At 62.5% G+C, this 26,020-nt stretch carries 23 protein-coding genes and 3 pseudogenes; 12 read left to right on the top strand and 14 right to left on the bottom strand.

Annotated elements, in window-relative coordinates:
- Together K6N12_RS32185 and K6N12_RS34895 are read left to right on the top strand one after the other, a co-directional pair.
- On the top strand, positions 1-1,463 hold a 1,463-nt coding region (locus K6N12_RS32185; protein ID WP_222149153.1), incomplete at its 5' end, for a BID domain-containing protein.
- 27 nt (positions 1,464-1,490) lie between these two features.
- Positions 1,491-1,667 (top strand): annotated as a pseudogene (locus tag K6N12_RS34895) (type IV toxin-antitoxin system AbiEi family antitoxin domain-containing protein); the annotation flags it as partial.
- Between the two features lie 26 nt (positions 1,668-1,693).
- Here K6N12_RS34895 and K6N12_RS32180 read toward each other — a convergent pair.
- The 4 genes and pseudogenes from K6N12_RS32180 to K6N12_RS32165 all read right to left on the bottom strand — a co-directional run bounded on the left by K6N12_RS32180 (position 1,694) and on the right by K6N12_RS32165 (position 3,781).
- Positions 1,694-2,404, bottom strand: coding sequence for an RNA polymerase sigma factor (locus K6N12_RS32180; RefSeq protein WP_222135222.1), 711 nt, complete (start codon positions 2,402-2,404; stop codon positions 1,694-1,696).
- A gap of 37 nt (positions 2,405-2,441) precedes the next feature.
- On the bottom strand, positions 2,442-2,762 hold the full coding sequence (locus K6N12_RS32175; RefSeq protein ID WP_222135223.1) for a cupredoxin domain-containing protein: 321 nt from the start codon (positions 2,760-2,762) through the stop codon (positions 2,442-2,444).
- A 7-nt stretch (positions 2,763-2,769) separates the two neighbouring features.
- Positions 2,770-3,291, bottom strand: coding sequence for a DUF4142 domain-containing protein (locus tag K6N12_RS32170; RefSeq protein ID WP_222135224.1), 522 nt, complete (start codon positions 3,289-3,291; stop codon positions 2,770-2,772).
- A 142-nt stretch (positions 3,292-3,433) separates the two neighbouring features.
- A pseudogene (locus K6N12_RS32165) lies at positions 3,434-3,781 on the bottom strand (DUF488 domain-containing protein).
- A gap of 165 nt (positions 3,782-3,946) precedes the next feature.
- Between K6N12_RS32165 and K6N12_RS32160 the strand changes: the two are divergent.
- Positions 3,947-4,180 (top strand): hypothetical protein, encoded by a 234-nt coding sequence (locus K6N12_RS32160; RefSeq protein ID WP_222135225.1) that lies wholly within the window; start codon positions 3,947-3,949, stop codon positions 4,178-4,180.
- Between the two features lie 56 nt (positions 4,181-4,236).
- Here K6N12_RS32160 and K6N12_RS32155 read toward each other — a convergent pair whose 3' ends face one another.
- The 8 genes from K6N12_RS32155 to K6N12_RS32120 form a co-directional block, all read right to left on the bottom strand.
- Complete coding sequence (locus K6N12_RS32155) at positions 4,237-5,682, bottom strand: aldehyde dehydrogenase (protein WP_222135226.1); 1,446 nt, start codon at positions 5,680-5,682, stop codon at positions 4,237-4,239.
- Between the two features lie 20 nt (positions 5,683-5,702).
- The gene (locus K6N12_RS32150; RefSeq protein ID WP_183781379.1) at positions 5,703-6,488 is read right to left on the bottom strand and encodes a coniferyl-alcohol dehydrogenase; all 786 of its coding nucleotides are present in this window, start codon (positions 6,486-6,488) and stop codon (positions 5,703-5,705) included.
- 38 nt (positions 6,489-6,526) lie between these two features.
- The gene (locus tag K6N12_RS32145) at positions 6,527-7,552 is read right to left on the bottom strand and encodes a branched-chain amino acid ABC transporter permease (RefSeq protein WP_183781377.1); all 1,026 of its coding nucleotides are present in this window, start codon (positions 7,550-7,552) and stop codon (positions 6,527-6,529) included.
- Positions 7,549-8,463 (bottom strand): branched-chain amino acid ABC transporter permease, encoded by a 915-nt coding sequence (locus K6N12_RS32140; protein ID WP_222149152.1) that lies wholly within the window; start codon positions 8,461-8,463, stop codon positions 7,549-7,551. Before K6N12_RS32140 ends, K6N12_RS32145 begins: the two co-directional genes overlap by 4 nt.
- Positions 8,460-9,188 carry an ABC transporter ATP-binding protein gene (locus K6N12_RS32135; RefSeq protein ID WP_097629922.1) on the bottom strand — a complete coding sequence of 243 codons (729 nt, stop codon included), beginning with the start codon at positions 9,186-9,188 and terminating at the stop codon, positions 8,460-8,462. Before K6N12_RS32135 ends, K6N12_RS32140 begins: the two co-directional genes overlap by 4 nt.
- On the bottom strand, positions 9,185-9,937 hold the full coding sequence (locus K6N12_RS32130; protein ID WP_222149151.1) for an ABC transporter ATP-binding protein: 753 nt from the start codon (positions 9,935-9,937) through the stop codon (positions 9,185-9,187). Before K6N12_RS32130 ends, K6N12_RS32135 begins: the two co-directional genes overlap by 4 nt.
- Positions 9,938-9,943: 6 nt before the next feature.
- Positions 9,944-11,245, bottom strand: coding sequence for an ABC transporter substrate-binding protein (locus K6N12_RS32125; RefSeq protein ID WP_222149150.1), 1,302 nt, complete (start codon positions 11,243-11,245; stop codon positions 9,944-9,946).
- Positions 11,246-11,313: 68 nt separating this feature from the next.
- Positions 11,314-12,780, bottom strand: coding sequence for an aldehyde dehydrogenase (locus K6N12_RS32120; protein WP_183781369.1), 1,467 nt, complete (start codon positions 12,778-12,780; stop codon positions 11,314-11,316).
- A gap of 201 nt (positions 12,781-12,981) precedes the next feature.
- Between K6N12_RS32120 and K6N12_RS32115 the strand changes: the two genes are divergently transcribed.
- The 4 genes and pseudogenes from K6N12_RS32115 (at position 12,982) to K6N12_RS32100 (ending at position 16,271) form a co-directional block, all read left to right on the top strand.
- Entirely contained in the window at positions 12,982-13,881 is a 900-nt protein-coding gene (locus tag K6N12_RS32115) for a helix-turn-helix transcriptional regulator (RefSeq protein WP_222149149.1), read from the top strand.
- 738 nt (positions 13,882-14,619) lie between these two features.
- Positions 14,620-15,125: pseudogene (locus tag K6N12_RS32110) on the top strand (P-loop NTPase family protein).
- Positions 15,126-15,427: 302 nt separating this feature from the next.
- Positions 15,428-15,775, top strand: a complete 348-nt coding sequence (locus tag K6N12_RS32105) for an ArsR/SmtB family transcription factor (protein WP_183781365.1) — start codon at positions 15,428-15,430, stop codon at positions 15,773-15,775.
- Positions 15,768-16,271, top strand: a complete 504-nt coding sequence (locus K6N12_RS32100) for an SRPBCC family protein (RefSeq protein ID WP_097629913.1) — start codon at positions 15,768-15,770, stop codon at positions 16,269-16,271. Before K6N12_RS32105 ends, K6N12_RS32100 begins: the two co-directional genes overlap by 8 nt.
- Positions 16,272-16,446: 175 nt before the next feature.
- Here K6N12_RS32100 and K6N12_RS32095 read toward each other — a convergent pair whose 3' ends face one another.
- Together K6N12_RS32095 and K6N12_RS32090 are read right to left on the bottom strand one after the other, a co-directional pair.
- Entirely contained in the window at positions 16,447-17,853 is a 1,407-nt protein-coding gene (locus K6N12_RS32095; RefSeq protein ID WP_222149148.1) for an adenylate/guanylate cyclase domain-containing protein, read from the bottom strand.
- A 122-nt stretch (positions 17,854-17,975) separates the two neighbouring features.
- The gene (locus tag K6N12_RS32090) at positions 17,976-18,461 is read right to left on the bottom strand and encodes a MarR family winged helix-turn-helix transcriptional regulator (RefSeq protein WP_097629934.1); all 486 of its coding nucleotides are present in this window, start codon (positions 18,459-18,461) and stop codon (positions 17,976-17,978) included.
- A gap of 216 nt (positions 18,462-18,677) precedes the next feature.
- Between K6N12_RS32090 and K6N12_RS32085 the strand changes: the two genes are divergently transcribed.
- The 5 genes from K6N12_RS32085 (at position 18,678) to K6N12_RS32065 (ending at position 25,968) form a co-directional block, all read left to right on the top strand.
- Complete coding sequence (locus K6N12_RS32085) at positions 18,678-20,261, top strand: AMP-binding protein (protein ID WP_222149147.1); 1,584 nt, start codon at positions 18,678-18,680, stop codon at positions 20,259-20,261.
- 44 nt (positions 20,262-20,305) lie between these two features.
- A complete protein-coding gene (locus K6N12_RS32080; protein WP_222149146.1) occupies positions 20,306-21,130 on the top strand; it encodes a p-hydroxycinnamoyl CoA hydratase/lyase in 825 nt (274 codons plus the stop codon).
- A 55-nt stretch (positions 21,131-21,185) separates the two neighbouring features.
- A complete protein-coding gene (locus tag K6N12_RS32075; RefSeq protein WP_222149145.1) occupies positions 21,186-22,292 on the top strand; it encodes an NAD(P)-dependent alcohol dehydrogenase in 1,107 nt (368 codons plus the stop codon).
- Positions 22,293-22,313: 21 nt separating this feature from the next.
- A complete protein-coding gene (locus K6N12_RS32070) occupies positions 22,314-23,753 on the top strand; it encodes a coniferyl aldehyde dehydrogenase (protein ID WP_222149144.1) in 1,440 nt (479 codons plus the stop codon).
- Between the two features lie 286 nt (positions 23,754-24,039).
- Complete coding sequence (locus K6N12_RS32065; RefSeq protein WP_222149143.1) at positions 24,040-25,968, top strand: diguanylate cyclase; 1,929 nt, start codon at positions 24,040-24,042, stop codon at positions 25,966-25,968.
- The last annotated feature ends 52 nt before the right edge of the window (positions 25,969-26,020 follow it).

The raw sequence follows: 26,020 nt of genomic DNA, 5'->3' as shown, positions 1-26,020 counted from the left end.
GTGCTCGGTTGCAGGATCGCGGCGAGTTGGCAAAGGGCAGCAACCCGGCTGGTGATAAGGGTGAGGAACTCACCTACCAGACCAACAATGGGAAGCGATCCTTTGCGCGTGGCGACCGCATCGTCTTTCTGGAGAATGATCGTGATCTCGCCGTCAAGAATGGCATGCTGGGCGAGGTCATCGCCGTCGCGCCGGACGCAATAGACGTCCGGCTTGACGGCAAGGCGCAGACGCAAGATGGCCAGCGCCACGTGACTATCCCGGTGAACAGTTGCCAGGCCTTCGATCACGGCTACGCGACGACGATCCACAAGACGCAAGGCGCTACCGTCGACCGGAGTTTTGTTCTGGCGTCGACGACGATGGACCGGCATCTGACCTATGTGGCGATGACCCGTCACCGCGAGGCGGTGCAGCTCTATGCCGGGCTCGATGCATTCAAGACAGTGCGCTCGCTGACAGAGACACTGAGCCGATCAGGCGTGAAGGAGACGACGCTCGACTATACGCATGACCTTGCCAATCGGCGCGGCGTGGAGGATCGCCGGGGGCAGGGCGAGAGTGATGTCGCATCTCAGGAAATCAGCAAAGGGATACAGCGCATTCCGGACACGGCGGTTGCCAAGCCAGTGGAGAAACCGCAGCCGCTTGCAGCCCGCACCATCGCCGATAACAGTCCTGCACACCAAGATCTCGGCGACCATGAACGCCGCGTGCTCATTGCGGCCGTGAAGACCTATGCGATGAGCGTCGAAGAGGTTGGACGGTCAAAGGCGATGCCGGCATTCGAACGAGATTGGGACGCGGCAAAGCAGCTTGCGCCGCAGGTGTTCAAGGACGCGCCAGCGACCATGGGAGCCTTGCGCGGCCGGATCCTGGATGAGAATGCAGATCCGGTCGCGCTCGCCTGCCAACTCAGCACTTCGCCCGAGACGATCGGTGCGCTCGCCGGCAAGACCGGCCTGTTCGGAGACAACGCCGAACGCAAACACGCGCTTTCCCGGATCGATGCGCTGGCGTCGCATGTTCGCCAATCCGGCAAGACCTGGCAGCGTCGCCTCGCTGCCGAATGCGGCTCGGAACGCTGGAAGCGGGAAAAGCAGGACGTGGTCGAGGTTCTGGGCCCGAGCCGCCGGAGCGAGGCGCTGCTGCGCCAGCTCGACGATCTCCCCTATAGCGACAAGGCAAAGTTCGTCGAGCAACTGGCGGGGACACCGGAAGGGCGTCGAGCGCTTGCCGAGGCAAAGGACATCGTCAGCGCGATCGAAACGCGCTTCGGTCGCGCCGATCCCTCAGATCTCGCCGACCAGCTGAAGCGTGTGGGACCCGATCAGGATGGTGACGTCGAGCGTATCCGCGAGGTTGCTCGCCTTGCCGGTCGTAGTCATCGTGCCGAGCTCACGCAGCAGATGGAGCTGAAACGCTCGCTGAAGCGCGGCAAGTCCTTGGGGCTTGGGATGTAGAGTTCCATCACCGACTTGCGGCCTTTTTTGACGCTGCAGATGCCCTCGGCTGTGTGGATGGCGATCGACCGCGCGGCCTGGCGCCCCAAGTTCGATTATCCGCCTATCAAGTTCGTACGCTTTAAGGGGTCCGCTCTCACCGAGGGCGTCGAACGGCATTGCATCGAGGGCGTCGAGGTGCCGATCACAAATCCGGCGCGTTCGAGAAGCCGATCTGATATTGCGAGACGTCATAGCGTCGGGGCAAGCGCCCCGACGACGCGGTCGGCCATGAAAGCGCAGCGGGCGCCATCGAACGGAAACAGCGCCGAGAAGGCGCCGGACAGCCGTTTTTGAATCGACTGGCGCATCATCTTCCGCGCCCGGTGCAGCCGCGTCTTGGCGGTTTCGGGTCTTATGCCGAGATAGGATGCGGCCTCGTAGGTGCTCATGCCCTCGACATCCCGCAGCACGAAGATGGCGCGAAAATCATCCGGGAGTTCGTCGACCGCCTGTTCGAGGAGCTGCCGCGCCTGGCTTCGCGACAGCTCGGTTTCCGGATCTGTTGCCGATAGGGAGGACGGAAACTGCACGACCTCTCCACCTGCCGACGTCGCCTGCATGTCGATTTCCTCCAGCCCGATAGTATTCCTTCGGGCTCGCACCCGGCCCAGCGCCTCGTTGAGCGCAATTCGGGTCAGCCATGTCGAAAGCTCCGCCTCGCCCCGGAACGCCGCCAGATTGGCGAAGGCCTTGATGTAAGACGCCTGGACGACATCTTCCGCCTCCGCATCGTTGCGGATGACGGCGCGCGCGGTGCGGAACAGTCGCTGATTGTGACGCTGGATGATGGCGCGGATGGCGACCTCGTCGCCGATTTTTGCCAGCGGCACGAGGTCGGTGTCGGCAAGTGCCGATGGGAGCGGTCGATGTCGTGTGACCGGAACCGGAATGGCTGTCATGGAAATCTCCGCTACTCCGTGTTTCCAGGAGACCGGCCTATGGCCGGACGTCCAGTGTGCCCGTCATGGCGGGATGAAAGCGGCAGTAAAAATCGACCGCTCCCGCTCGGCTGAGTATCAGGCGACCTTCCGATTTCGGCGGCAGATCGATGTCGAAGCTTTTGTCACGCGCTGTTGCCGTATGCCGGAATATATCATCATTTCGCCAGACGATCACATCGTCGACATGCAGTTCGGCAGGCGGCGCGCTGAATTTCATTCCTGCAATGGGGACCTGATATTCCGTGGCAGCGGCAACGCCGACGCCTGCCCAAAACAGCGCAAGCAGCAGCGGCAGCGATTTCATCGGCAAACCCATCGCCGGCCTACTTCATCATCGAGGCAAGATGCTCGGCATGCATCTGGTGCTGCTTGAACAGGGTCAGGCCCGTTTCCAGGAGCGCCTTCAGCTCCTTGTTCTGAGCCGAGGGGATCAGCATCGTGGACAGCGCTGAATTGACCGACTTGTGATAGGCGACTTCGTTTTCGACATAGGCCTTGTCGAAGGCCGCGCCGTCGAGAGCCTCAAGCGTCTTCAACTCCTCGCTTGCTTGAGCCGAGAGGGACTGGCTTATCTTGTTGTCTTCGGGCGTCACCTTCAGCTTCTTGACGAGGGCGAGTGCCTGGTCGTTGACGGCCTTGTGGTCGCGTTCCATGGTCTTGGCGAATTCTATGACTTCGACATTCTTGCTTTTCTTCAATGCCTGCTCAGCGGCGGTAACATCGATCTGCCCCGCGGTATAGGCGATATGGGCGATCTGAGGGTCGGTCGGCTTGGCATCGGCGGCGATTGAAACCGTGCCGAGCGAGGCCGCTATCAGCGCTGCACCGAAAATCTGTTTCAACATGATCTGTCTCCCTTGTGTCGTGTGAATGCCTTCCGCGCCGGCGCGTCTTTGGAAGCAGGCATTGGATGCAGATCCGTCGAAAAGGTTCCCGGAATTTTTTTACGCGGGGCGGCAGCGTTTCGTTGGCGTCGGCCCCGACGCTTCAGTCTTTGCCGAGGAAGCGTTGAAGCACGATCGCGTGATTGTGCTGGAGGTCTTTCGCCGCATAGAGAAGCGTTGCGTCCGATTTTCCGATCTGGTGTTCGAGTTCTTCGACGGCCGTCGCGTTCTATTCGAGCTCGTCCCGGTAGCGGCGCTGGAACTCTGTCCATCTGGCGGGATCGTGGCCGAACCAGCGGCGCAGCGCCGGGCTCGGCGCGACCTCCTTCAGCCAGAGATCGACTGCCGCATCCTGCTTGCTCAGTCCGCGCGGCCAGAGCCTGTCGACGAGAATGCGGATGCCGTCCTTGTCTTGCTTCGGTTCGTAGATTCGCTTGATGTGCGCCGTCATTTGCTTACCGCGCAGGTTCAGAATCAGTTTTCGACCGAAGAGATGAGCGAAGGATTTGGTTCCTGCCGGCTATCGCCGAGTCTGCCCGAGTTCTAAGGCAGGCTGTCGATGAGATGAGCGGGCCTGTCATCGTGCTGGACGGCGGCGCCTTTGACGATCTGCCGGATGCAGAAGAACTTCAATCTCGCCCTGGTGACGATCCGCACGGTCCTGGGGGAGCGAGGTTCGGACCAGTTCGCGGACAAGGCGGCGAAATTTCGCCGGATGCTGGCCAGCTTCAGGTCGAACGGTACCGCCTTCGGAATCCCCGTCTCCGATGAAGAATCGCGGCCGATTCCTTCGCCTCCCCATGATCTCTGGCTGAAGCTTGCCGATGCGCTGGATGGGTTCTCGGCCTGAATATCGACCGCGCCACAACCGCAATGGCCGTTGTGGCGCGGTGATGCGTCTCCCTATCAGAACGGATAATGCTGGGCGGAATCCTCGACCGTGATCCAGCGCAGATCGGTGAACTCGGCGATTGCCGCCTTGCCGCCGAAGCGGCCGTAGCCGCTGCCCTTGACGCCGCCGAAGGGCATTTGCGCCTCGTCGTGCACGGTCGGGCCGTTGATGTGGCAGATGCCGGATTCGATCCGCGCCGCAACCGCCATTGCCCGCTGGATGTTGCGGCTGAAGACGGCGGATGACAGGCCATATTCGGTATCGTTGGCGATGCGAATCGCTTCTTCCTCGCCCGAGACGCGAATGATCGGCTTGACCGGGCCGAAGGATTCTTCCGCATAGACGCGCATGTCCGATGTGACGTGGTCGAGCAGTGTGGCCTCGACCACGGTGCCGGTGCGTTTGCCGCCGGCCACGAGTTTCGCGCCCTTGGCCGTCGCATCGGCGATCAGCTCTTCCATCTTCTTGGCGGCATCGAGGCTGATCAGCGAGCCGAGAACGACATGGCCGCGCGGATCGCCGGCCGGGAGCTGGCTGGCGCGGGCGGCGAGTTTGGCGACGAATTGATCGGCGATCGAGCTATCGACGATGATCCGCTCGGTTGACATGCAGATCTGTCCCTGATGCATGAAAGCGCCGAAAATGGCGGCATTGACGGCGCCGTCGATATCGGCGTCGTCAAGGATAACAAGCGGGGCCTTGCCACCGAGTTCGAGAAGGGCGGGTTTGAGATATTTGCCGCAAGTCTCGGCGATGATCTTGCCGACTTTTGTTGAGCCGGTGAAGTTGACGCGCCTGACGGCGGAATGGGCGATGAGCGCGGTGACGATCTCCGGCGCATCCTTCGGCGCATTAGTAATGACGTTGATGACGCCGGCGGGCAGGCCTGCTTCCGTCAGCACCGTCGCGATCAGCCGGTGCGTGCCCGGGCATTGTTCGGATGCCTTGAGAATGACGCTGTTGCCGCAGGCGATCGGCATGGCGATGGCGCGGGTGGCAAGGATGACGGGCGCGTTCCAGGGCGCGATGGCAAGGCAGACGCCGGCGGCCTGGCGAACGCCCATGGCGAGCGTGCCGGGTTTGTCGGAAGGGATGATTTCGCCGGTGATTTGCGTCGTCATGGCGCCGGCCTCGCGCAGGATGTTTGCGGCGAGCATGACGTTGAAGCCGGCCCAAGGCGCGGTGGCGCCCGTTTCCTCGATCATCAACTGGGTAAACTCGCCCACTTTCGAATCCATGATGTCGGCAGCCTTCATCAGGATGGCGCGGCGCTGGCCGGGGCCGGTCTTCGACCAGGTGCTGAAGGCGGCGGAAGCGGCATTAACGGCGGCGGCAACATCGTCCAGATTTGCCGCGGCGGCGCGGCTGGCGAGCTTTTCGGTGAAGGGATCGATGCGGTCATAGGTCCGGCCGCCGGAGGCCGCGCGGTCCGCGCCATTGATAAGCAGGGAAATATTCATCGTAGGTCTCCTCAAGAAAACTAGAAGCCGAGGACGTCGGCGTTGATAGACGCTTCGAGGCCGCCGTCGGCGGCGAGATTGGCGCCGTTGATCCAGCGTCCGCCATCCGAGCAGAGGAAGAGCACGGCGGGCGCGATATCGGCGGCAGTGCCGGCGCGGCCGACGCGGGTGATGTCGCTGTCGACCCTGGCATCGCCGAGCACGGCGCGGAATTGTTTGAGGATCGGCGTTTCCACCGGCCCGGGGCTCACAGCATTGACGCGGATGCCGCGCTGTTTGAACAGCGGCTGGTGGGCTGCGCGCATCGTCCAAAGCAGCAGAAGCTCTTTGGAGAGCGGATAGGCTTGCTCGTCCTTGAGACCGTGTTCGGCAACGATCGCCGCCACATCGGGGAAGCCCTCGACTGATGTCAGCGACTTCGCCCGCTCGAGATTGGCCCGCCAGCCGTAACCGGCGATCGAGGCGACGTTGACGATGGCACCGCCTTCGCGCAGTCGCGGCGCCACGGCTTCCGACAGGGCGCGCAGACCGTAGAAATTGACCGCGAGCGTCGAGACGACGCCGGTGCTGCCGGAAAGGCCGGCGACATTGGCGAGCGCATCGAGACGCGCCGGGAGCCGTGCAATGATCTCGGCTACGCCCGATGGCGTGGACAGATCGCCCTTGATGAAAACGGCACTTCCATTTGCCGGTTCGCGGACATCGACGCCGATGACCTCGGCCCCCATCTGGCCGGCCAGTTCCGCCGTGCGGGCACCGATGCCGGAGGCCACGCCGGTCACCAGGATTGTTTTACCAAAAAGCATGAACGTCACCTTTCACAACAACTCCGGAGCAAGCCGGCTCATTCTTTCCAATTGATTTTGATCGGACCGGGAAGTTTCAGCCGGTAGCCGACGGGCAGAAGCTGGAAGTCGAAGCGACGCTCTACTTCGCCCCAGAGCCCGCGTGGGAGGTAGAGGGAGAAAATCAGGGCGGTGGCGCCGAGGCCGATCAGATACCAGACGCCGGCTCCGCCGAAGAAGGTCTCGATGAGGAAGAACAGGATGGCTCCGAGGATAGCGCCTTCGAACTTGCCGATCCCGCCGACCAGCACCATGAAGATCATGTAGGCCGTCCATTGGACGCTGAAATAGGTCTTCGGCTGGAAGGTGGTGGCGGTCGCCAGCCACAGGCCGCCGGCGACCGCAATGCCGAAAGCGGCGAGCACGAAGAGCAGACGCTTGGTCGCGGTCACCCGCACGCCGACCGAGGTCGCCGCCTCTTCATTGTCGCGGATTGCCTGCATCGCTGCCCCTGCGCGGCTGCGCATCAGCATGAAGAGAGCGCCGAGCAGGGCCGCCATGGACGCCAGCGCAAGCCAGTAGATCGTTGCCCGCCGCATGCCGCTGTCATAGAGGTTGAGCGAGATCAGCGACGTCCCGGTTTCCCCCTGAATCAGCCGGTCGAGATTGACGAGCAGATGGGCGAGCTCGGCCACGACCCACATGCCGATCGCGAATTCGCCGCCCTTCAGCCGCAGCATGAAGAGCGAGAGTGGGATCGACAGCGCGCCGGTCACGATCGCGGCGGCAAAGACCGAGACGAAGGGGTCGAGCCCGGCATCGGCGAGCCGAATGGTGAAATAGGCGCCGAGGCCGAAGAACACCTGCTGGCCGACCGAGACCAACCCGCCGAAACCGGCGAGCGCATTCCACATGGCGGCAAGGATCACGTAGATGAAGAGGGCCGTCAGCCTGTCGATCGCGCCGGCGCCGAGCACGGCGGGAGCGAGCGCCAGCAGGGCAAGCACTGCGGCCATCGAGCCAAGCGCCAGCCGCGAAGCTCTCGTCCAGCGCTCTATCGATATTCCGTTAGAGACGAATGTCATGTCGGGCTCCGAAGACGGGCGCGAAAATTCAAGAATGCGCCGAGCTTGTCGAGTTGAGGCATGCCGAAGCGGGACAGCCTGACGAAAAGGACCAGCAGAAACACGGCATGGCCGCCGATCAGAAAGCCTTGCGGATGCAGCTGCGCGCCGAGCGATTGGGCGAGGCCGAGAATGATGCCGCCGGCAAGCGTGCCCCAGAGCGATCCCGCTCCGCCAATCACGGCCGCCTCGAAGGCGAAGAGCAGCTGCGGCCCGCCGGCATAGGGGCTGAAGGTCGCCCGCATGCCGAGAAAGGCGCCGGCGATCCCGATCGTCACCATGGTGATCGCGGTGGCGACGGCATTCACCCGGCGCGCATCGATGCCGACCAGCCCCGCCGTATCGGGGTCTTCGGCCGTGGCGCGGATGGCGCGGCCGAGCGCAAAGCGGCTAAGGAAGAATTGCAGCGCGCCGAGAAGGAGGATTGCCGTCACCATCATCATCACGGCAAACTTGCCGACGAAGATGTTGCCCAGCAACTGCCAGGACGCATAGGACAGGTTGCCGATGAAGGGTGCGAGCGACCGTGTATCGGCGCCGAACTGCTCGAACAGCAGATTGTCGATGACGATCGACAGGCCGAAGGTGGTGAGGATCGGCAGCAGCGTGCCGCCGCGGCCGCTGCGTTCGAGGATGAAGCGCTGCAGCAGCCAGCCGATCACCGCCATGACGGGCAGCACGATCAGCAGGCCGGCGAAAGGCGGGATGCCGGCCTTGGCGGCAAGCAGCCACAGCCCGTAGGCGGCCGCGACCGCCAGGCTGCCATGGGCGAGATTGATGATTCGCATGACCGAAAACATGAAGGACAAGCCGCAGGCGATGACGGCGTAATAGCCGCCGAGCAGGATGCCCTGGATGAGGGAGTTGATCATGATGGGCTCCTTTCGCCGGCTGCCCGGTGCAGCCCGAAATAGGCCTGGGTGACGTGCTCGCGGGTGACGGCCGCAGCCGGCCGGTCGAGCACGATGCGTCCTTCCAGCATGCAGATGACACGGCTTGCGACGCTCATGGCGCGCGCAAGATCCTGCTCGACGAGCACGATTGTTGTTCCTGAGGTCAGCAATGCCTGCAACTGAGCGTAGACGCGGTCCACGACCAGCGGCGAAAGCCCGAGCGAGACTTCGTCAAGCAGCAGAATGTCAGGGTTGCTCATCAGCGCCCGGCCGATCGCGGTCGCCTGCTGTTCGCCGCCCGACAGGTGCCCCGTCTTGGCGTGGCGGCGGGGTTTGAGGTTCGGGAAGGCGTCGAGGACGCGATCGATGCTCCACTCGCCCGTCCGGCCGCAACTCTTTCCGAGAAGCAGGTTCTCTTCCACGGTCATCTGCGAAAACAGCCGGCGGCCCTCCGGCACGAGGGCGATGCCCTTGGCGATCCGTTTGTGGGAAGGCACGGAGGCCAGGTCTTCATCGTTGAGAAGAACGCGCCCGGCAGACGGAAGGTGGGCGCCGGCGATCGATCGGAGCAACGTCGTCTTGCCCGCGCCGTTGGCGCCGACCAGCGCCAGCACCTCGCCCTTGGCGATATCGAAACTGACCCCGCGCACCGCCTGGAGCAGGCCGTGGCGGACGTCGAGGTCGCGGATGGAAAGGAGGCTCATGCCGGCGTCCCTCCGAGATAGGCTTTGACCACCTCGGCATTGCTCATGACCGCTTTCGGCTCGCCATCGGCAATGATCCTGCCGGCGTCCATGCAGATCAGCCGTTCCGCCACCCGCAGCAGGATATGAACGATATGCTCGATCCAGACGATGCCGATGCCGCGGCGGCGCAATTCGAGGATGGTTTCCACGAGCTCGCTCGCTTCGCCATCGGTCAGGCCGCCGCCGATCTCGTCGAGCAGCAGCAGCCGCGGCTGCGTGGCGAGCGCACGCGCAAGCTCCAGGCGTTTGCGATCGAGAAGGCCGAGCGTGTCGGCCGGACGGTTGGCGACGCCAAGCATGCCGCAGAGCGAAAGCGAATCCACCACACGCTGATAGGCTTCGTCGCGGCTTGCGGCATGGCCGTGCGATGCGGCGACGAAGACATTTTCGAAGGTCGTCATGCCGCTGAAGGGTTTGGGCACTTGATGGGTCCGCACCAGCCCGGACCGGCAGCGCTCCGCCGCCGTCCGGCCCGTGACGTCGGCGCCGTCGAAGGTGATGGTTCCAGCACTTGGCGGGAAGGCGCCTGCGAGCACGGAGAGCAGCGTCGTCTTGCCGGCGCCGTTCGGCCCGACGATGCCGACCGCATCGCCATCGCCCATGGAAAAGTCCAGGTTCTCCAGGACGACGAGGGCGCCGAACTGCTTGTGGATGCCTTTGGCCGAGAGAAAGGCTCCTCCCGGCCGATTTTGAGCTAGCTGCTGCACCGTGCGTTACCCGTTATAAGCGATGAGCTTGGCGCCGACCGGGACGTTGGGATCGGTGGCGTTTTCGGTGACGACATAGTCGAGCGCGAATTTCGAGCCTTCCGGCGCCTTCACCCATTGCGTGCCGATGATTGGCCCGGGCGAGACATTGGCGACCGGGCCGCTGGTGAAATCGACCTTGCCGGCGATCGTGGTGGTTTTCAGCGTGGCAATCGCCTTGGCGACGGCTTCCTTGCTCTTGACGTCGCTGCTCGCTTTCAGCGCATCGAAGCCGGCATCGAGAAGCGCCAGGCTGGCGCCCAGCTGCTGCGTCCACTGTTTGCCGCTCGCCGTTTCGTAGCCGTCTGCGAGTTCGGTTCCCGACACGCCGGTCAGCGTGGATTTGTAAGGGAAGGCCTTGTGCCAGTAGGCGGCGCTGCCGATGTTCATGCCGAGATCGCCGAGCGCCTCGATGTCGGAGGGAAACAGGCCCGTCTTGGCGACCTGGCAGATCTTGATCTGCTGGGTGAGACCCTGCTGCGCGGCCTGGCGCCAGAAGGCGGCGAAATCGGGCGGGATCGGGAAGGAATTGAAGATCTCCACGCCCTCTTGCCGAAAGAGAGCGATCTGTGCGGTAAAATCGGTGGTTCCAGTTTCATAGGCGCCGGGATCGACAATGGTGAAGCCGGCCGTGGCAAGGGCGGGCGCCAAATGGGCGCGGATCGCGTTGCCGTCGGCGTCGTTCGGATACATTACGCCGACCTTCTTGTTGGTCTCGATCAGGTTCCATTGCGAAACATAGGCTTTGTGGAACTCTTCGACGCCGAAGCCGAAATGATAGGTCCATTTGAACGGGGAGGGCGCCCCCGGCTTGGCGCCACGGCCGAAATACCAGGCTTCCCAGGGCATGACCGTGGAGAGGCAGGGAACGCCGGCCGCCTCGCAGGCGTCGGCCACCGGGTTGATGGTTTCAGGCGTCGAGACGGCGAGCATCAGGTCGATCGCCTGGTTATTGATCAGCTCCTTCGCGAGCTGGCCGGCGCGCGACGGATCGGACTGGGTGTCCTGGTCGAGAATCTCCACCTTCCAGGTCTTGCCGCCGGCTTGCAGGCCGTTCGCCAACGCCTTGCGTGCGAGGTCCAGCACATAGCCGTCCGTCTCGCCGAAGCCGCCGAGCGGGCCGGTGCGCGGGCTGATGAAGCCGACCTTCAGCGTGTCGCCGTCAGCGAAAGCCATGCGGCCGGACAGCGCCAGTGCCGCGCTGCCTGCCGCGGCCGATGCGATGAAAGAGCGGCGGGTCAGTGTCACCGCGTTGAATCTTCCGTTCATGAAATCATTCCTCCCTCTCGATGCGGGCCTCCCGCCCGTTTCGCTGTTCATTCCGGCCGACCTCTGGTTCAGATCGGGTATTGCCGTTTTCCCGATGCCATGGTGACCCATCTGAGCTCGGTGAATTCGTCGATCGCCGCCTTGCCGCCGAAGCGGCCGTAGCCGCTCGATTTGACGCCGCCGAACGGCATTTGCGGCTCGTCGGAAACCGTGGCTTCGTTGATGTGGCAGATGCCGGATTCGAGCCGCATGGCGACGGCGAGCGCTGCATTGACATCGGCGCTGAAAACCGCCGCCGAAAGCCCATATTCGTTGTCGTTGGCAACCGTCACGGCCTCGTCGACGCTACCGACCCGGATGATCGCCGCGACCGGCCCGAAGCTCTCCTCGCGGTAGATGCGCATGGCCGGCGTCACGTGATCGATGACGGTCGCATCCATCAGCGTGCCGTGCGCCTCGCCGCCGCAGACGAGGACCGCGCCCTTCTGCAGGGCATCGTCGATCAGCGACCTGACGCGGCGCACGGCCTCTGCATTGATCAGGGTGCCGAGCGGCGTATTGCCTTCCCCGGGGTGGCCTGCGACGAGGGTGGCAGCTTTCATCCCGAACTTGCCGACGAAATGGTCGGCGATCTCATCCAGCAGGATGATGCGCTCCGTCGACATGCAGATCTGGCCCTGGTTCATGAAGGCGCCGAAGGCGGCGGCACTGACCGCCTCGTCGATATCGGCGTCGGCAAGCACGATGAACGGCGCCTTGCCGCCGAGTTCGAGCAGGCAGTGCTTCAGATGCCTTGCCGAGGATTCGGCGATGATCCTGCCGACACGGGTGGAGCCGGTGAAATTGATGCGGCGCACGGCCGGATGGGCGATCAAGGCATCGACGACGACGGCGGCATCGCCTGGCGCATTTGAGACGACATTGACGACGCCGCGCGGAAAACCGGCATCGCGCAGGATGTCGCCGATCAGGCCATGGGTCTTCGGGCAGAGTTCGGAGGCCTTGAGCACGACGGTGTTGCCGCAGGCCAGCGGCATGGCGACGGCGCGGGTGCCGAGAATAATCGGCGCATTCCAGGGGGCGATGCCGACGCAGACACCGGCCGGCTGGCGCACGGCCATGGCGAGGCTGCCAGGAATGCCCGACGGAATGAGTTCGCCCGAGATTTGCGTGGTCATCGCTGCCGCCTCGCGAAGAATTTCGGCGCCGAGCCCGCAATTGATCGCCGCCCATTGCGTGGTGGCGCCGGTTTCGCCGGTCATGGCGGCAATAAGCTCCGGCGTGCGGGCCTCCAGGAGATCGGCTGCGGCATTCAGCAGCCGGCGCCGTTCGCCGGGGCCTGTCTGCGACCAATCGGGAAAGGCGGCAGCGGCCGCATTGGCGGCCCGCGTCATGTCGGCGACGGATCCCGCCGAGGCGACCGTTGCGACATCGCCGGTCAGCGGATCGATGCGTTCGAAGGTCGCCCCTTGGGAAGCCTCCATCGCCTCGTTGTTGATCATCAGCTTTGCCGAAAACACCGTTTCACCCCGCATTGTTGCCAAGGGGAGAAGACGCGCGGACGCATCAGCCCGAAGGCTGTCTCAGCGTTGCCGCGTCTATCGGAATGCCTCCTCCCAAAGGCTGATGACGATCAGGTTACGCCGATCGATTGCGGATGGAATGCGATTTATTGGGTTAATATTGTAATTATCCGGTGAATGCCGCAGTGTTTAGCGGCAAGCGGAGGAGAAGCCTTGGTGACGGACGGCGGAATTCATCATTATGCCAGGGGCGAATGGCATGCGCCTTCGCTGTTGCATCGGCGCATCCGTCTGCAAAAAGGACTTTATGCCGACTTCTATCATTTCCTGCTGCTCGGGGAGGGGCGAGCCGAGCTTCATTTCGACAGTGGCGAAGATCGGATATTGCAGGGGCCGCTGCTTGCCTTCCTGCCGCCGCAGGCGCGTTGCGACCTGTCGATTTCTGCCGGAACTGCGGCCCATCTCGTCGGAGCCTCGGCGCAGGTCATGGTCGATGCGATCGGCGACAAGGTGGAATCCTATTCGCTGCGCATTTTCACTGAGCAGCGCAAGCTGGTCGAGGCGACGGACCCCTTGCTGGCGGCCGAAATCAATCCGTTGATTTCGGGCTTCGTGCGGGAACTCGCCGATCCCTCCCGCTCTTCCTGGATGGTGGCTTCGGCCTATATGCGCCTGATCCTGATGACGCTATGGCGCGGTTCCGGCGGCGAGAGAAGCGAGCCGCGCGGGCAGGGCGAAACCGGATCGATCCTGCAGCGATATCGGCAACTGGTCGAGGCCGGTTTCCGCCGGCATCGGCCGATCAGCGATTATGCCGCAGAACTGGGCGTCACCGCCGACCGGCTTCATGCGATCTGCCAGAGGGCGCTCGGCCGCTCGCCGATCCAGCTACTGCATGAGCGCGTGGTACAGGAGGCAAAGCTCAGATTGGAGCGCTCGGCCCGCAATATCCAGGAAATCTCCGACAGCCTCGGCTTTCGCGACCCGACCTATTTCAGTCATTTCTTCAAGCGCAAGACCGGCCTTTCCCCTGCCGGCTACCGCGACATCGCCCGCGCGTCCGCCGGCGCGGAAAACAGCATGCTGTCCTCGGGTTATGCGGATTGGCCTTAGGCTCGGGCTCGTTGGTCAAAGCCCGAGTTTGCCGGTCTTGGATCGCAAATCACATTGATAGGGAAGCCCCAACAGACGTAGGACTGCAATGCGCCAAGAATAACCGTCACAACGGATCGGGTGAACGACCGCTTTGGGGCCGGTGGCCGACCGTCCACTGCTGGAACCCCCAAAACGAAAAAGCGGGCATCGGAGTTCTTGCCGCCGAGGTCTGAGATCGGCCCTTTGCTGCCGTTCAAGGTCGATCCGAGGACGCGGGGTATATGCTAGAATGCGGCCGAAGTCAGAACGCGACAGGCGCAATGCGAGGGCGGTGTGATCGAACCAGAGTTCGTGCGACCGTGTGCCGACGTTGTGCTCTTGGAAGGGAGACGAGGACGATGCCGACACCAGAGCGGCCCAGCCTAATAGTTCGACAGAAATCCCCTGAAAATATCGAGTTTCCGTTTGCGTCGCTCTCCGATCGTGTGATCCCAACCGAGCTGTTCTTCGTGCGAAACCATTTCCCGCCGCCGGATCTCGATGCGCGAGACTGGAGATTGCGCGTTGGCGGGGCGGTGGAGCGGCCGATCGGACTTGACCTCGACAGCACCAAGGCGATGCGGAGCACGACTTTCCCCGCCGTCCGCCTAATCCAAGTGTGCCGAATGCTAAACTTGATCAAATGTGCTCGTTGGCTGGGCACGCCCCAGGTAGAGCGTCTTCTCACCGCATAGAAGGCCGTGATAAAGAGGCCTCATGGGCATTAGGAACTATCTGATCGAAGGCGGCTCGGGGACTGGAAAGACGTCTGTCGCTACCGAACTGGAGCGGCGGGGCTACCATGTTGTCCATGGTGACCGTTGGCCTATGTCGGCGACCCCGAGACAGGCCGGGCGCTCGCAGGGCCACCCGAAGGGGTAGACCGTATCGCCTGGGGATACGCTCACTGGATCTGGCCTGTCGATAAGGTCCGAGCCATTGCTGCCGACACCACCCATACTGCCACGTTCTTTTGTGGCGGTTCGCGCAATTTCCACAAATTTCTGGACCTGTTCGATAAGATTTTCGTGCTCGACATCGATGTTGAGACGTTGAACCGACGGCTGGATGGGCGCCCGAACGAGCCGGGCTTCGAGCCGGCCGAGCGGGCCCTGGTGCTCCGCTGCCATCGTAGCCGGGAGCATCTTCCGGCTGGCAATAATATTGACACGGCGAATGCCATCCGAAGTGTCGTCGACGATATCCTCGCTCAACTTACCTGAAGCCCGGCAGGTTTGTGATCGGGAGGGAAGCAACTGACTATTGCGAGAAAGACGCTGGCTGCCGTGCGGCTCACTGGCGGCGTTGTCGGTTTCATAGCCGACCGGCCGTCCTGAGAATGACAAACCGGGCGTCCTGACGGCCGTCTTGAGGGCGCGAAGCTGCCGAGGCACTTCTGCAGCTGTCGGCCTGCGCCAGACGATTTTTGTCGCCGCCGCGGTGCATGCCCTCGGATCACCGGCCTACCGACTGAATATTAGAGAAGCTTGCGCTTCTTGCGCGAGCAGGTTATACACTGAACTATATGGTTCAGTATTTAGGTTCTCCCCTCGATCTCTCGTTTGCGGCGTTGTCCGATGCGACCCGCCGCGGGATCATCGATCAGCTGGGGCGAGGGGACGCGTCGATCACCAGTCTGGCGGATCAGTTCCAGATGACGCTGACCGGCATGAAGAAGCACGTCCAGGTTCTCGAGCGAGCGGGGCTCGTCGTCACGCAGAAGGTCGGACGCGTGAGAACCTGCAAGCTTGGGAAACGCGGCCTCAACGCGGAAGCCGAGTGGATCGAGGCGCATCGCAAGCTCTTCGAGGCCCGCTTCGAAGCATTGGACGAAATCATCAGCGAAATGAAACAGGAGGGAAGCGATGACTGAGCAAGTTAACAGTGCAGATAGTGCGCAGAACCGCACGTCAGTCGAGCGCAGAGGAGATCGCGAACTCTTGGTAACGCGAATATTCAATGCGCCGCCGAGCACGGTTTACAAGGCGTGGAGCCGGCCCGAGCTGTTCCAGCGCTGGTGGGTGCCAAAATCGGTATCCGGTGTTTCGCTCGTGTCGTGTGATATGGACGTCCGTACCGGCGGCAAATATCGGCTGGAATTCGGCGCCGACGGTTCGGACACCATGGCCTTCTACGGCAAGTATCTCGAGGTCGTGCCGAACGAACGCATCGTCTGGACCAACGACGAGGGCGAAGAAGGTGCGATCACGACCGTGACCTTCGATGACCAAGGCGGGAGGACACTATTGAAATTCCACGAAATTTATCCGTCCAAGGAGGCGCTTGAGGAAGCACTGCAGGGCTCGGCGGCCGCATTGTCGGAGCAGTTGGAGCAGCTCGACGAATTGCTTTCCAGCATAGGCGAGTAGCGCGGGTCGGGAAACTCGCCTCAAGGGACGTCTGCTCCCGGGAAGCGGCTCCACCGGCCTTTCTCACCGTCTTGAGGGCCCGAAGCAGCCGTTGAACTAACTGATATTTGATGATTGCTTCCGGCCGTTAGCGGAAACTGCTGAAGTTGACTTGACCTCGAAGAGCAGGCCAACCTCACGACAGGGCGAAGATTTTGACCTCCCGCCCGATGCCCTGAAGTTCCGCCATTCGCGAGGCGGAGCTTATGCTGCTGTCGCGCAGGATCTCCGAAACCTTGATATCGCCGACGATCGCCTCCGTCGTCATGATCACATTGGGATCGGCAAGGCCCTGGACGCGAGAGGCGATATTAACGGTCTGCCCGAAATAATCCTGCCGGTCGTTCAGGTTGACTGCCAGGCATGGCCCCTCATGGATGCCGATCTTCAGGAGAAGATCGTCGCTGCCGTGTTCGGCATTCAACCGAAGCATCGCCTCCCGCATGAGGAGCGCGGCCGCAACGGCGCGGTCCGGGCTCGGGAAGGTCGCCATCACGGCGTCGCCGATGGTCTTGACGACAGCTCCCGCCTCGGTGGCTACGATCTCGTGAAGAACGCGGAAATGCGCCCGCACCAGATCGAAAGCGGCAAGATCTCCGACGCGCTCGTAAAGTGCTGTCGAGCCCCGCAAGTCGGTGAAGAGGAAAGTCAGGCTGGTGATCTTCAGGCGCTGGTCGACGTCTAGCGTGTCGGTCCTGTAGATGTCGCGGAAGCTCTGGTTGGTCAGCAGGCGCTTGGCCGTCAAAAAAGGCCGCCGGCGGCCCAGAAGATCATGCAGCTCATCTCCCGCTATGCAGACATTCGGCACCACGCGGCGATCGGTGTGGTTCTCGAGGGCGAGCCGCAGCAAGCCCGGGCGCAGCGCTACGGTTTCGTTCAGCGCATGCCCCCGGCTGATGACCATGGAGAGGTTTTGGCGCTCACCGGTGGGCTCGCCCTGCACATCGATGAACTGCGCCGAGTGCGTGACCGCATCGAAGATGATGACGAATTGCGAAGGCAGCTGCAGCGAGACGAAAGCCTTCTCGCCCGGCGCCAGCTCTATCATCTCCAGCAGGATGCGTTGAAACTTCGCTTCCAGATCCTCCGGCAGGTCGACGCCGGAGGAGAAGAAGATCTGGCGGTAATATTCGAGCGGAGGCAATCGGTCGGGATCATGGGCAGCGATCCTGCGCACACGCGGACTGACGGTGAACGTTACCTCGACCATCTCGTCGAGGGTCGGTTCGTAACCGGCGGCGCACAGCGCGCAATGATAAGTGTCCTGGACGACGCCTTTCAGGGTTGCGCCGCTGTCGAGAACGCCGCCGCATCCCGGGCAAAGCACATTCCAGGTCATTTCGAACGCGCCTATGCGGGCAGCATGGAGCAGCGCTGCGATCGTTCTCTCTTCATCGAGATGATGTTTTTCGGCGAAGGCCAGCGCATTGATGCGATTGAGATCGCGATCCGAGCCATGCTTGACGACGTTTTCGATGCACTCGACCGTCTGCGGGTCAGCCGCCTGCCGCAGGGTGGCAAAAAGCACGTCCATTTCACTCATGAGACAAGTCTCCGTGTGCAGAACCCACGGCGGACGACGCCTGGACAGGGATCATAACACGGGACTTTCCCAATAGAAATCTATAGGCTTGGATGCCGCGTGCTTCCGAAGCGGAAGCGGGGTCAGTGCCCCTTATAGATCCGCTTCAGCGCCGCCAGCAGCCCATCCAATTCATCAGGCGAAAACAGGTCGATGAAACGCTGTTCATGCGTGTCGATCAGCTTGCGCGCCCGCGCGAGCATCGCACGTCCGGCCTTCGTCAGATGCAGTTCCTGGCGCCGGCGGTCGGCCGCGGAAGGATGGCGCTCGATGAAATCGCGGGCTGCCAGCCGGTTGACGAGGGCCATCATCGTTGCGCGGTCGGTGCCGAGCGTATTGGCAAGGTCGATTTGCGATGCGCCCGGATTGCCCGCGGTGAGTTCCATCACCGCGAGTTGCTTCTGCGTCAGCCCAAGCTCCTCCATGGTTTCGGCGAAGTCGCGATAGATCGCCACATGCGCCATGCGCAGGTGAAAACCTAAGAGATCGCCGAGCCGGCCGACGTCGAGCGGCGGCGTTGCGGAAGCCTCCTCGGCCTCAATTTCGTCCTGCGGTGGTTTTGCGGCCATCATTCGTCTCGCTTCGTTCAGGCGCCATAACCATCAAAATCAGCGGGTTAGTCAATATCTCCGTGTTTGCGGCATCAGGGAAATTTCCCGCGCCGCCTTCGGGGGCCGGATTTGTCAAAACCAGCCTCTTGCATCTGGCCGGAAAAAGATATTAGTATGTGTTACATACAAATTTGACGCCTGTGGCGGAGGAGCGGCGGGCATGGGGAGGAGAAAATGGCGCATTCCTTTTCCGGGATGGCATCGTCGGCGGATTGCGGGCTGGTGACGGATGATCCGATCCTGTACCGCGCCCGCGTCGCGGGAGATGCTCTGGCTCTGTCCGAGATCGCCACCGGCCGGCAGCTGACCTATGCCGCACTCGATGCGCGCATCGCCCGTTGCGCCGGCCTTTTGAGCGCGATGCTCGGGGTAGGGCGGGATGGAGCGCGTGTCGCCATGCTGGCGCGCAACTCGATCGACTCGATCGTGCTTGCCTTTGCCTGCCAGCGCGCCGGCGCCATCTACGTCCCGCTCAACTGGCGCCTCAGCGCCGCCGAGCTTCGGCCGATTCTTGCCGACTGCGCGCCGGCACTTCTGGTCCATGACGAAGAGTTTTCGGCGGCGGTGGAAAGCCTTGCCGAGGTCGATCCCGAGATGATGGTGATCTGGACGGGAAGTGACCCGGGCGGGCTTGCCGCCCGGATCGAGGCGAGCCTCGCGGTGAAGCCCCTGCCCGTCGATGCGGATCAGCCTTGCGTCCTTCTCTATACGTCAGGCACGACGGGACATCCGAAGGGCGTCGTCATTACCCGCCGCAACGCCTTCTTCGCCGCCATCAATTTTTCCTTCGTTGGCGAGATCGGGCCAGGATCCGTCGCGCTCTGCGACCTGCCGTTCTTCCATACGATCGGCTTGATCGCCGTGGCGCGCACCACATTGATGCTGGGCGGTACGCTCGTCATCTCGGACAGGTTCACGCCGGCGCGCACACTAGCAGCCCTTGCCGACCGGCAGCGCGCCATCACCCATTATTTCGCCGTGCCACAGATCGCGCTCGCCTTGCGTGGCGATCCCGCCTATAGCGCCGCGGCTCTTTCCGGCCTGCATGCGCTCTTTGTCGGCGGCGCGCCGCTGACGCAGGCGTTGATGGAGAGCTATCTCGGCGACGGCGTGGCGCTGGTCAACGGCTACGGCATGAGTGAGGCCGGAACGGTGCTGCACGTGCCGATCGACCGGCGCGCAGTACGGGACAATCCCGGCAGCGTCGGTCTGCCGGCACCGCTGCTCGACATCCGCATTGTCGGTGAGGATGGCCGCGACGTCGGGGAAGGTGAGATTGGCGAACTCTGGCTGCGCGGCCCCGCGGTGACGCCCGGTTACTGGAACAAGCCCGAGGAAACCGCTGCCGCCTTCGCCGACGGCTGGTACCGCACCGGCGATCTCGGCCGGCGCGAGGTAAACGGCTTCTATCGCATCGTCGACCGGCTGAAGGACATGTATATCAGCGGCGGCGAAAATGTTTACCCCGCCGAGGTCGAGGCCGCGCTCGCAGGCCATCCCGATATTCTCGACGTGGCGGTCCTCGGCATTCCCGACATCAAATGGGGCGAATGCGGCATTGCCTATATCGTGTTGCGGCCCGGTGCTGCGGTAACGGGTGAGGCGATTGCCGGCCATTGCGCCGCAAGGCTCGCCGCCTTCAAGCGTCCGGCGCGCATCCTCTTCGTCGAGACCATTCCTCGCACCGCCTCCGGCAAGGTGCAGAAGCATGTTCTGCGCCAGCTGCATTCCGACGAAACCCTTCAACGACAGGCCTGATTAAGCGGCCCCGGCATTCATGCCGAAACCAATGGAGCAGACCCATGACTGATATGAAATCGCCGGTTCTGGTCGAATTCGACAATGGCATTGCTTTCGTGACCCTCAACCGTCCTGAAAAACGCAATGCGATGAACCCGGCTCTGAACGCCCGGATGATGGAGGTGCTCGATGAACTCGAGGGCGACGAGCGCTGCGGGGTCCTCGTCCTGCGCGGCGCCGGCGAGTCCTGGTCCGCCGGCATGGATCTGAAGGAATATTTCCGCGACAATGACGACAAACCGCGGGATGCGACGCTGAAGGCGCGGCGCCAATCCGGCGGCTGGTGGGGCCGGTTGATGTATTTCGAAAAGCCGACGATCGCCATGGTCAACGGCTGGTGCTTCGGCGGCGCCTTTACACCGCTGGTTTCCTGCGATCTCGCCATTGCCGCCGAGGAGGCGAATTTCGGCCTTTCCGAAATCAATTGGGGCATCCTGCCGGGTGGCAACGTCACCCGCGCGGTTGCCGAGGTGATGCGCCATCGCGACGCGCTCTACTACATCATGACCGGCGAGTTGTTCGGTGGACGCAAGGCCGCCGAAATGGGCCTCGTCAACGAGGCCGTGCCGCTCGCCGAGCTTGAAACCCGGGTCCGCAAGATCTGCGCCAGCCTGCTCGAAAAGAACCCGGTGACGCTGAAGGCGGCCAAGGACACTTATAAGCGCGTGCGCAACCTGCCCTGGGATCTCGCCGACGACTACATCTACGCCAAGCTGGAGCAGATGCTGTTTCTCGACAAGACCAAGGGACGCGACGAGGGGCTGAAACAGTTCCTTGACGACAAGACCTATCAGCCGGGGCTCGGCGCCTATAAGCGCGGCCGCTGACGGAGGCGAGGCGTACCGGGCCGTTTCGTGGGGCAATCATCGGGAGGAGGATACCATGAAGATTCATGCCGCAGTGGCGCGTGCGCCGCATAAGCCGTTTTCGCTGGAAAGCCTCGATCTGGAGGAGCCGCGCGAGGGGGAAATCCTGGTTCGCGTCGTCGCGACCGGGGTTTGCCACACCGATATCGTCATGCGCGACCAGCACCTGCCGGTGCCGCAGCCGGTCGTGCTCGGTCATGAAGGTGCTGGAATCGTCGAGCGTGTCGGGCCGGGCGTTGCCAAGGTGGTCCCAGGCGATCATGTCGTCATGACCTTCAATTCCTGCGGCCTTTGCCCGAGCTGCAACGATCACGAAGAGACCTATTGCCACGAATTCTTCCCGCGCAATTTCTTCGGTTCGCGCGCCGATGGTTCGAGCGGGCTCTCCTACAGGGGGGAGCGGGTGAACGGCAATATTTTCGGGCAATCCTCTTTCGCCAGCCACGCGCTCTGCCATGAGCGCAATATCGTCAAAGTGCCTGAAGATGCGGATCTGGCGCTGCTCGGGCCGCTCGCCTGCGGCATCCAGACCGGCGCCGGCGCGGTCATGAATGCGCTGAAGGTTGAACCCGGAAAAGTGCTCGCGGTTTTCGGCCTGGGTTCGGTCGGCCTAGCCGCCGTGATGGCGGCGCGGATCGTCGGCGCCTCCAGGATCATCGCCGTCGACGTCAACGAGGCGAGGCTGGCGCTTGCCGCCGAGCTCGGCGCGACCGATATCGTCAACGGCAAGGCGAACGATGCCGTTGCCGCGATCATGGCGCTGACTGGCGCCGGTGTCGATTATGCGATCGATGCTTCCGGCGTGCCTGCCGTCATCGATCAATGCGTGCGGGTGCTGGCGCCGCGCGGCACCTGCGGCATCGTCGGCGCCTCGCCGCACGGCGCGACGCTGACACTCGACCTCACCCATATCCTCTCCGGTGGACGCCGGGTGCGCGGCATCGTCGAGGGTGATTCCAATCCAGACGTGCTGATCCCTCTGCTGATCGAGCTCCACAGGCAGGGCCGCTTCCCCTTCGACAGGCTGGTCACCTTCTATGATTTCGCCGACCTCAACCGGGCGGTGGAGGATGCGGAAAAGGGCATCGTGCTGAAACCGGTCGTGCGTCAGCCGGCCGTCTGACATCGTTCAAGGGAGGAAAGAATGAACACCGTCGCCCCAATCGCTACCGATACCAGTCCCGACGCCATGAAGGCGCTGCTTGCCCGGCAAAGGGCATCCTTCCTGAAAGAAGGGCCGCCTGATATCGACACCCGCATCGATCGCATCGACCGCGTCGTCGCCCTTCTTGTCGACAACAAGGACGCGATTGCCGCGGCTCTCTCGGATGATTTCGGCAGCCGCAGTGTCGAGGCAAGCCTGCTGCTCGACGTTTTTACCTGCGTCGGTTCGCTCAAATATGCCAAGGCACATCTGGCAGAATGGCTGAAGCCGGAAGAGCACGAGGCATTGTTCCCGGATGCCGTCGCCAAAGTGGTCTATCAGCCGAAGGGCGTGGTCGGGATCCTCAGCCCCTGGAATTTTCCCTATCAGCTCGCCCTCGCGCCGCTTGCCGGCATTCTCGCCGCCGGCAATCGCGCCATGATCAAACCGTCGGAGGTGACGCCGGCTTCGTCAGCGCTGATGGCGGAACTCGTCGCCCGCGCTTTCGACGACTCGGAAATCGCCGTCGTTCAGGGCGGACCGGCGACCGGTACCGCCTTTACATCACTTGCCTTCGACCATCTGATCTTCACCGGCGGCACCGCAATCGCCCATCACGTCATGCGTGCGGCGGCGGAAAACCTGACGCCGCTCACACTTGAACTCGGCGGCAAATCGCCGGTGGTCGTTGGGCGCTCGGCCGATCTGGCGGATGCGGCCCGCCGCGTCATGACCGTCAAGACGCTGAATGCCGGCCAGATCTGCCTGGCGCCGGACCATGTCTATGTGCCGGAGGAAAGCGTCGAAGCCTTTGCCGAGCACGCGATGGCGGCGGTCGCCGCAATGTATTCGACGCTGAAGGAAAATCCGGATTACACTTCTATGGTCAATGCCCGCCATCACGCCCGCGTCCAGGGCCTGGTCGACGACGCCAGAGCCAAGGGCGCCCGTATCGTCGAGATCAACCCGGCGGCGGAGAATTTCTCGCAGCAACCGGCACACCGCATACCGCCGACACTCATTCTGGATCCGAGCGAGGATATGCGCGTGCTGCAAGAGGAAATCTTCGGACCGGTGCTGCCGGTTCTTCCCTATCGCGATATCGCCGACGTCATCGATCGGATCAACGTCCGGCCGCGCCCGCTCGCTCTCTATTATTTCAGCCAGGATGGTGAAGAGGAGGCCCGCGTTCTCGACAATACGACGTCCGGCGGCGTGACGGTCAACGACTGCATGAGCCACGTCACGGCCGAAGGCCTGCCCTTCGGCGGTGTCGGCCATTCCGGCATGGGCGCCTATCACGGCAAATTCGGCTTCCTCGCCTTCTCGCATCCACGCGCCGTCTATCACCAGAGCAAAATGGTGGAAGCGGAATATATGATGCGGCCGCCCTTTGGCGAGGCGATGCGCGGCTTTCTGGCCGGGGCGATCTGCAAGTAACGGAGGACAAGCCCGGCGGCCTACGCCGGGCTTCCTCGTCCGGACGCAGACGGCCGGGAATTTCCACTGCAACTCTAGGAACATGCGCGCCTTTTGATCGCGTAATAATAGTCCGATTGCGCAGGCTTATCCGAATTACGCAGTATTGTGCCATCACCAGGCATGTCCAGCCGAAGCGAACGGCATTTGTTAAATATGCCTTATAACAGGCGTGCCAGCCTTGCCTGGTCGATACTCCATGCCGCTCCATAAGATCGGTTTAACCAAGCTCAAACCAGTTTCGCCTATGATGAGTTGGTTACATGTCGTGGAAGGTGGATACAGCGCGGTGAATGGCAATTGGACGCAATTCGGTGGCAACCTTTCCTTCGTGTGCCTGGCAATTTCACTCTGGGCGCTTTTTTCGATTGAGTGTCAGCGCCGGTCCTTCAGGCAGGAAAAAGTCGCCTTCGGGATCATAGCCGGCGGCGCCTCCATCGGATCCATATTGCTGGCCGTTGAATTCCACCCCGGCATCTATATCGACCTGCGTTTTTCGCCGCTTGCATTGGCCGGCATGTTCGGGGGGCCGATCGCGGCGGCCTTTGCCGCGGCGTTGGCGATGGCCTTTCGTTTTGTCGTCGGCGGCACAGCGATGGTCGACGGGATCATCACCATGGCCGTCGCCACCGGCATTGGCTTGGCCGGTCATTTCTGGACCCGCAAGAGATCGCCGGAGCTTAAGGACGTTGCGCTGCTAAGCCTTGCCCTTGGCGTTGCATTGGTCCTGTCGATGGCCCTGCTTCCCACCTTGGTGAATGCCCATGTGCTCGCCGGCGTCGGTTTCCCCCTGACGGCATTGAATTGTCTCGCGACTGTTCTGGGTGGTTTCGTTCTGCTGAAGACACAGCAATGGGAGCTGGAGCGAAGCATATTGGTGACCGCATTTTCGCAGTCGCCCGATTATCTCTATGTGAAGGATCGAAACAGCAGGTTCATCACCGTCAATGAAAACATGACCCGCCTCTTCCGCTTCCGGACCACGGCGGAGATGATCGGATTGTCGGATTTCAATCTGATGTCGCGGCCGCTCGCCGAGGAATTATATTATCTCGAGCAGCAGGTCATAGACACCGGGGTGCCGCTGATCGATTCCACCGAGCATATCGAAGGCAGATTCCTGCTCGCCTCCAAAGTGCCGCTGCGGGACAAGCAGGGGCGGGTGATCGGCCTTGCGGGCGTCACGCGCGATGTTACCGAGCGCACCGCCCTGGAGCGGGAATTGCGCGAAAGCAAGAACCTGCTCTCGCATGCGATGGCCGGTATGTCCGATGGCATCGCCATGTATGACAGCAAGGGCTTTATCCTCTTTTGCAACGATCAGTATCGCAATGCGTTCCCGCTCTCCGGAGAGGCCCGCGTGGTCGGCGCTCATATCAGTGACATCCTGCGTCGCGTCGTCGAAACCGGCGAGCGGCCTGGTATTCCCGATGATGTGGACGGGTGGATCAAGACTGCCACCGCCTCGCTGCACAGCAACAAGGATGAAGAAGTTCAGCTTCATAACGGCGACTGGCGCAGCATCCGGACAAGGCTTGCGGAAGACGGCACGGCGATGGCGGTCGTCTCCGACATTACGGCGACGAAACAGGCGGAAATCGCACTCAGGCTGTCGGCGGAGCAACTGAAGAGCCTTGCTGAAACCGACGGCCTCACTGGCATGGTCAACCGCCGCGCCTTCGACGAAGCTTTCGCTCGCGAGACTGCGGGTAGCGCCAGGAGAAACACGCCGTTCAGCCTGCTGATGGTCGATATCGACCGCTTCAAGGCCTATAATGACACCTATGGTCATCCTGCCGGAGACCAATGCTTGCGGGTCGTCAGCAAGTGTCTGCGCCAATCCGTCAGTCGGCCGGCAGACATTGTCGCCCGTTACGGCGGCGAGGAGTTCGTAGTGTTCCTGCCCGACACCAGCGCCAAAGGCGCAATGATCGTCGCCGAGCAATTCGCGCGGCGCCTGGCCCAGGAGAATATCGCCCATTCCGGCAGCGAATTCGCCCGGGTGACGGCAAGCATCGGCATCTCCTGTGCGACCGGAGCCGTTCTGCGGACCAACCCGAACCGCCTGCTGACCGAGGCCGACGCAGCGCTCTATGACGCCAAGACACAAGGTCGCAATCGCATTCTGGCCCATTCGCCCAACGGCGAACGGCATGCGATGAAGGAAGCCGGTTAAATCGAGATCTTTCCTCGATAGGTTTTTTCTATCAAACCATCGCGCCTGGCGC

Origin of the sequence: Rhizobium redzepovicii (genome assembly GCF_019793435.1) — a bacterium.
In the GTDB taxonomy this organism is placed as follows: domain Bacteria; phylum Pseudomonadota; class Alphaproteobacteria; order Rhizobiales; family Rhizobiaceae; genus Rhizobium; species Rhizobium redzepovicii.
The sequence above is the reverse complement of the archived record's forward strand: the minus strand, read 5'-3'. Positions and strand labels throughout refer to the sequence as shown.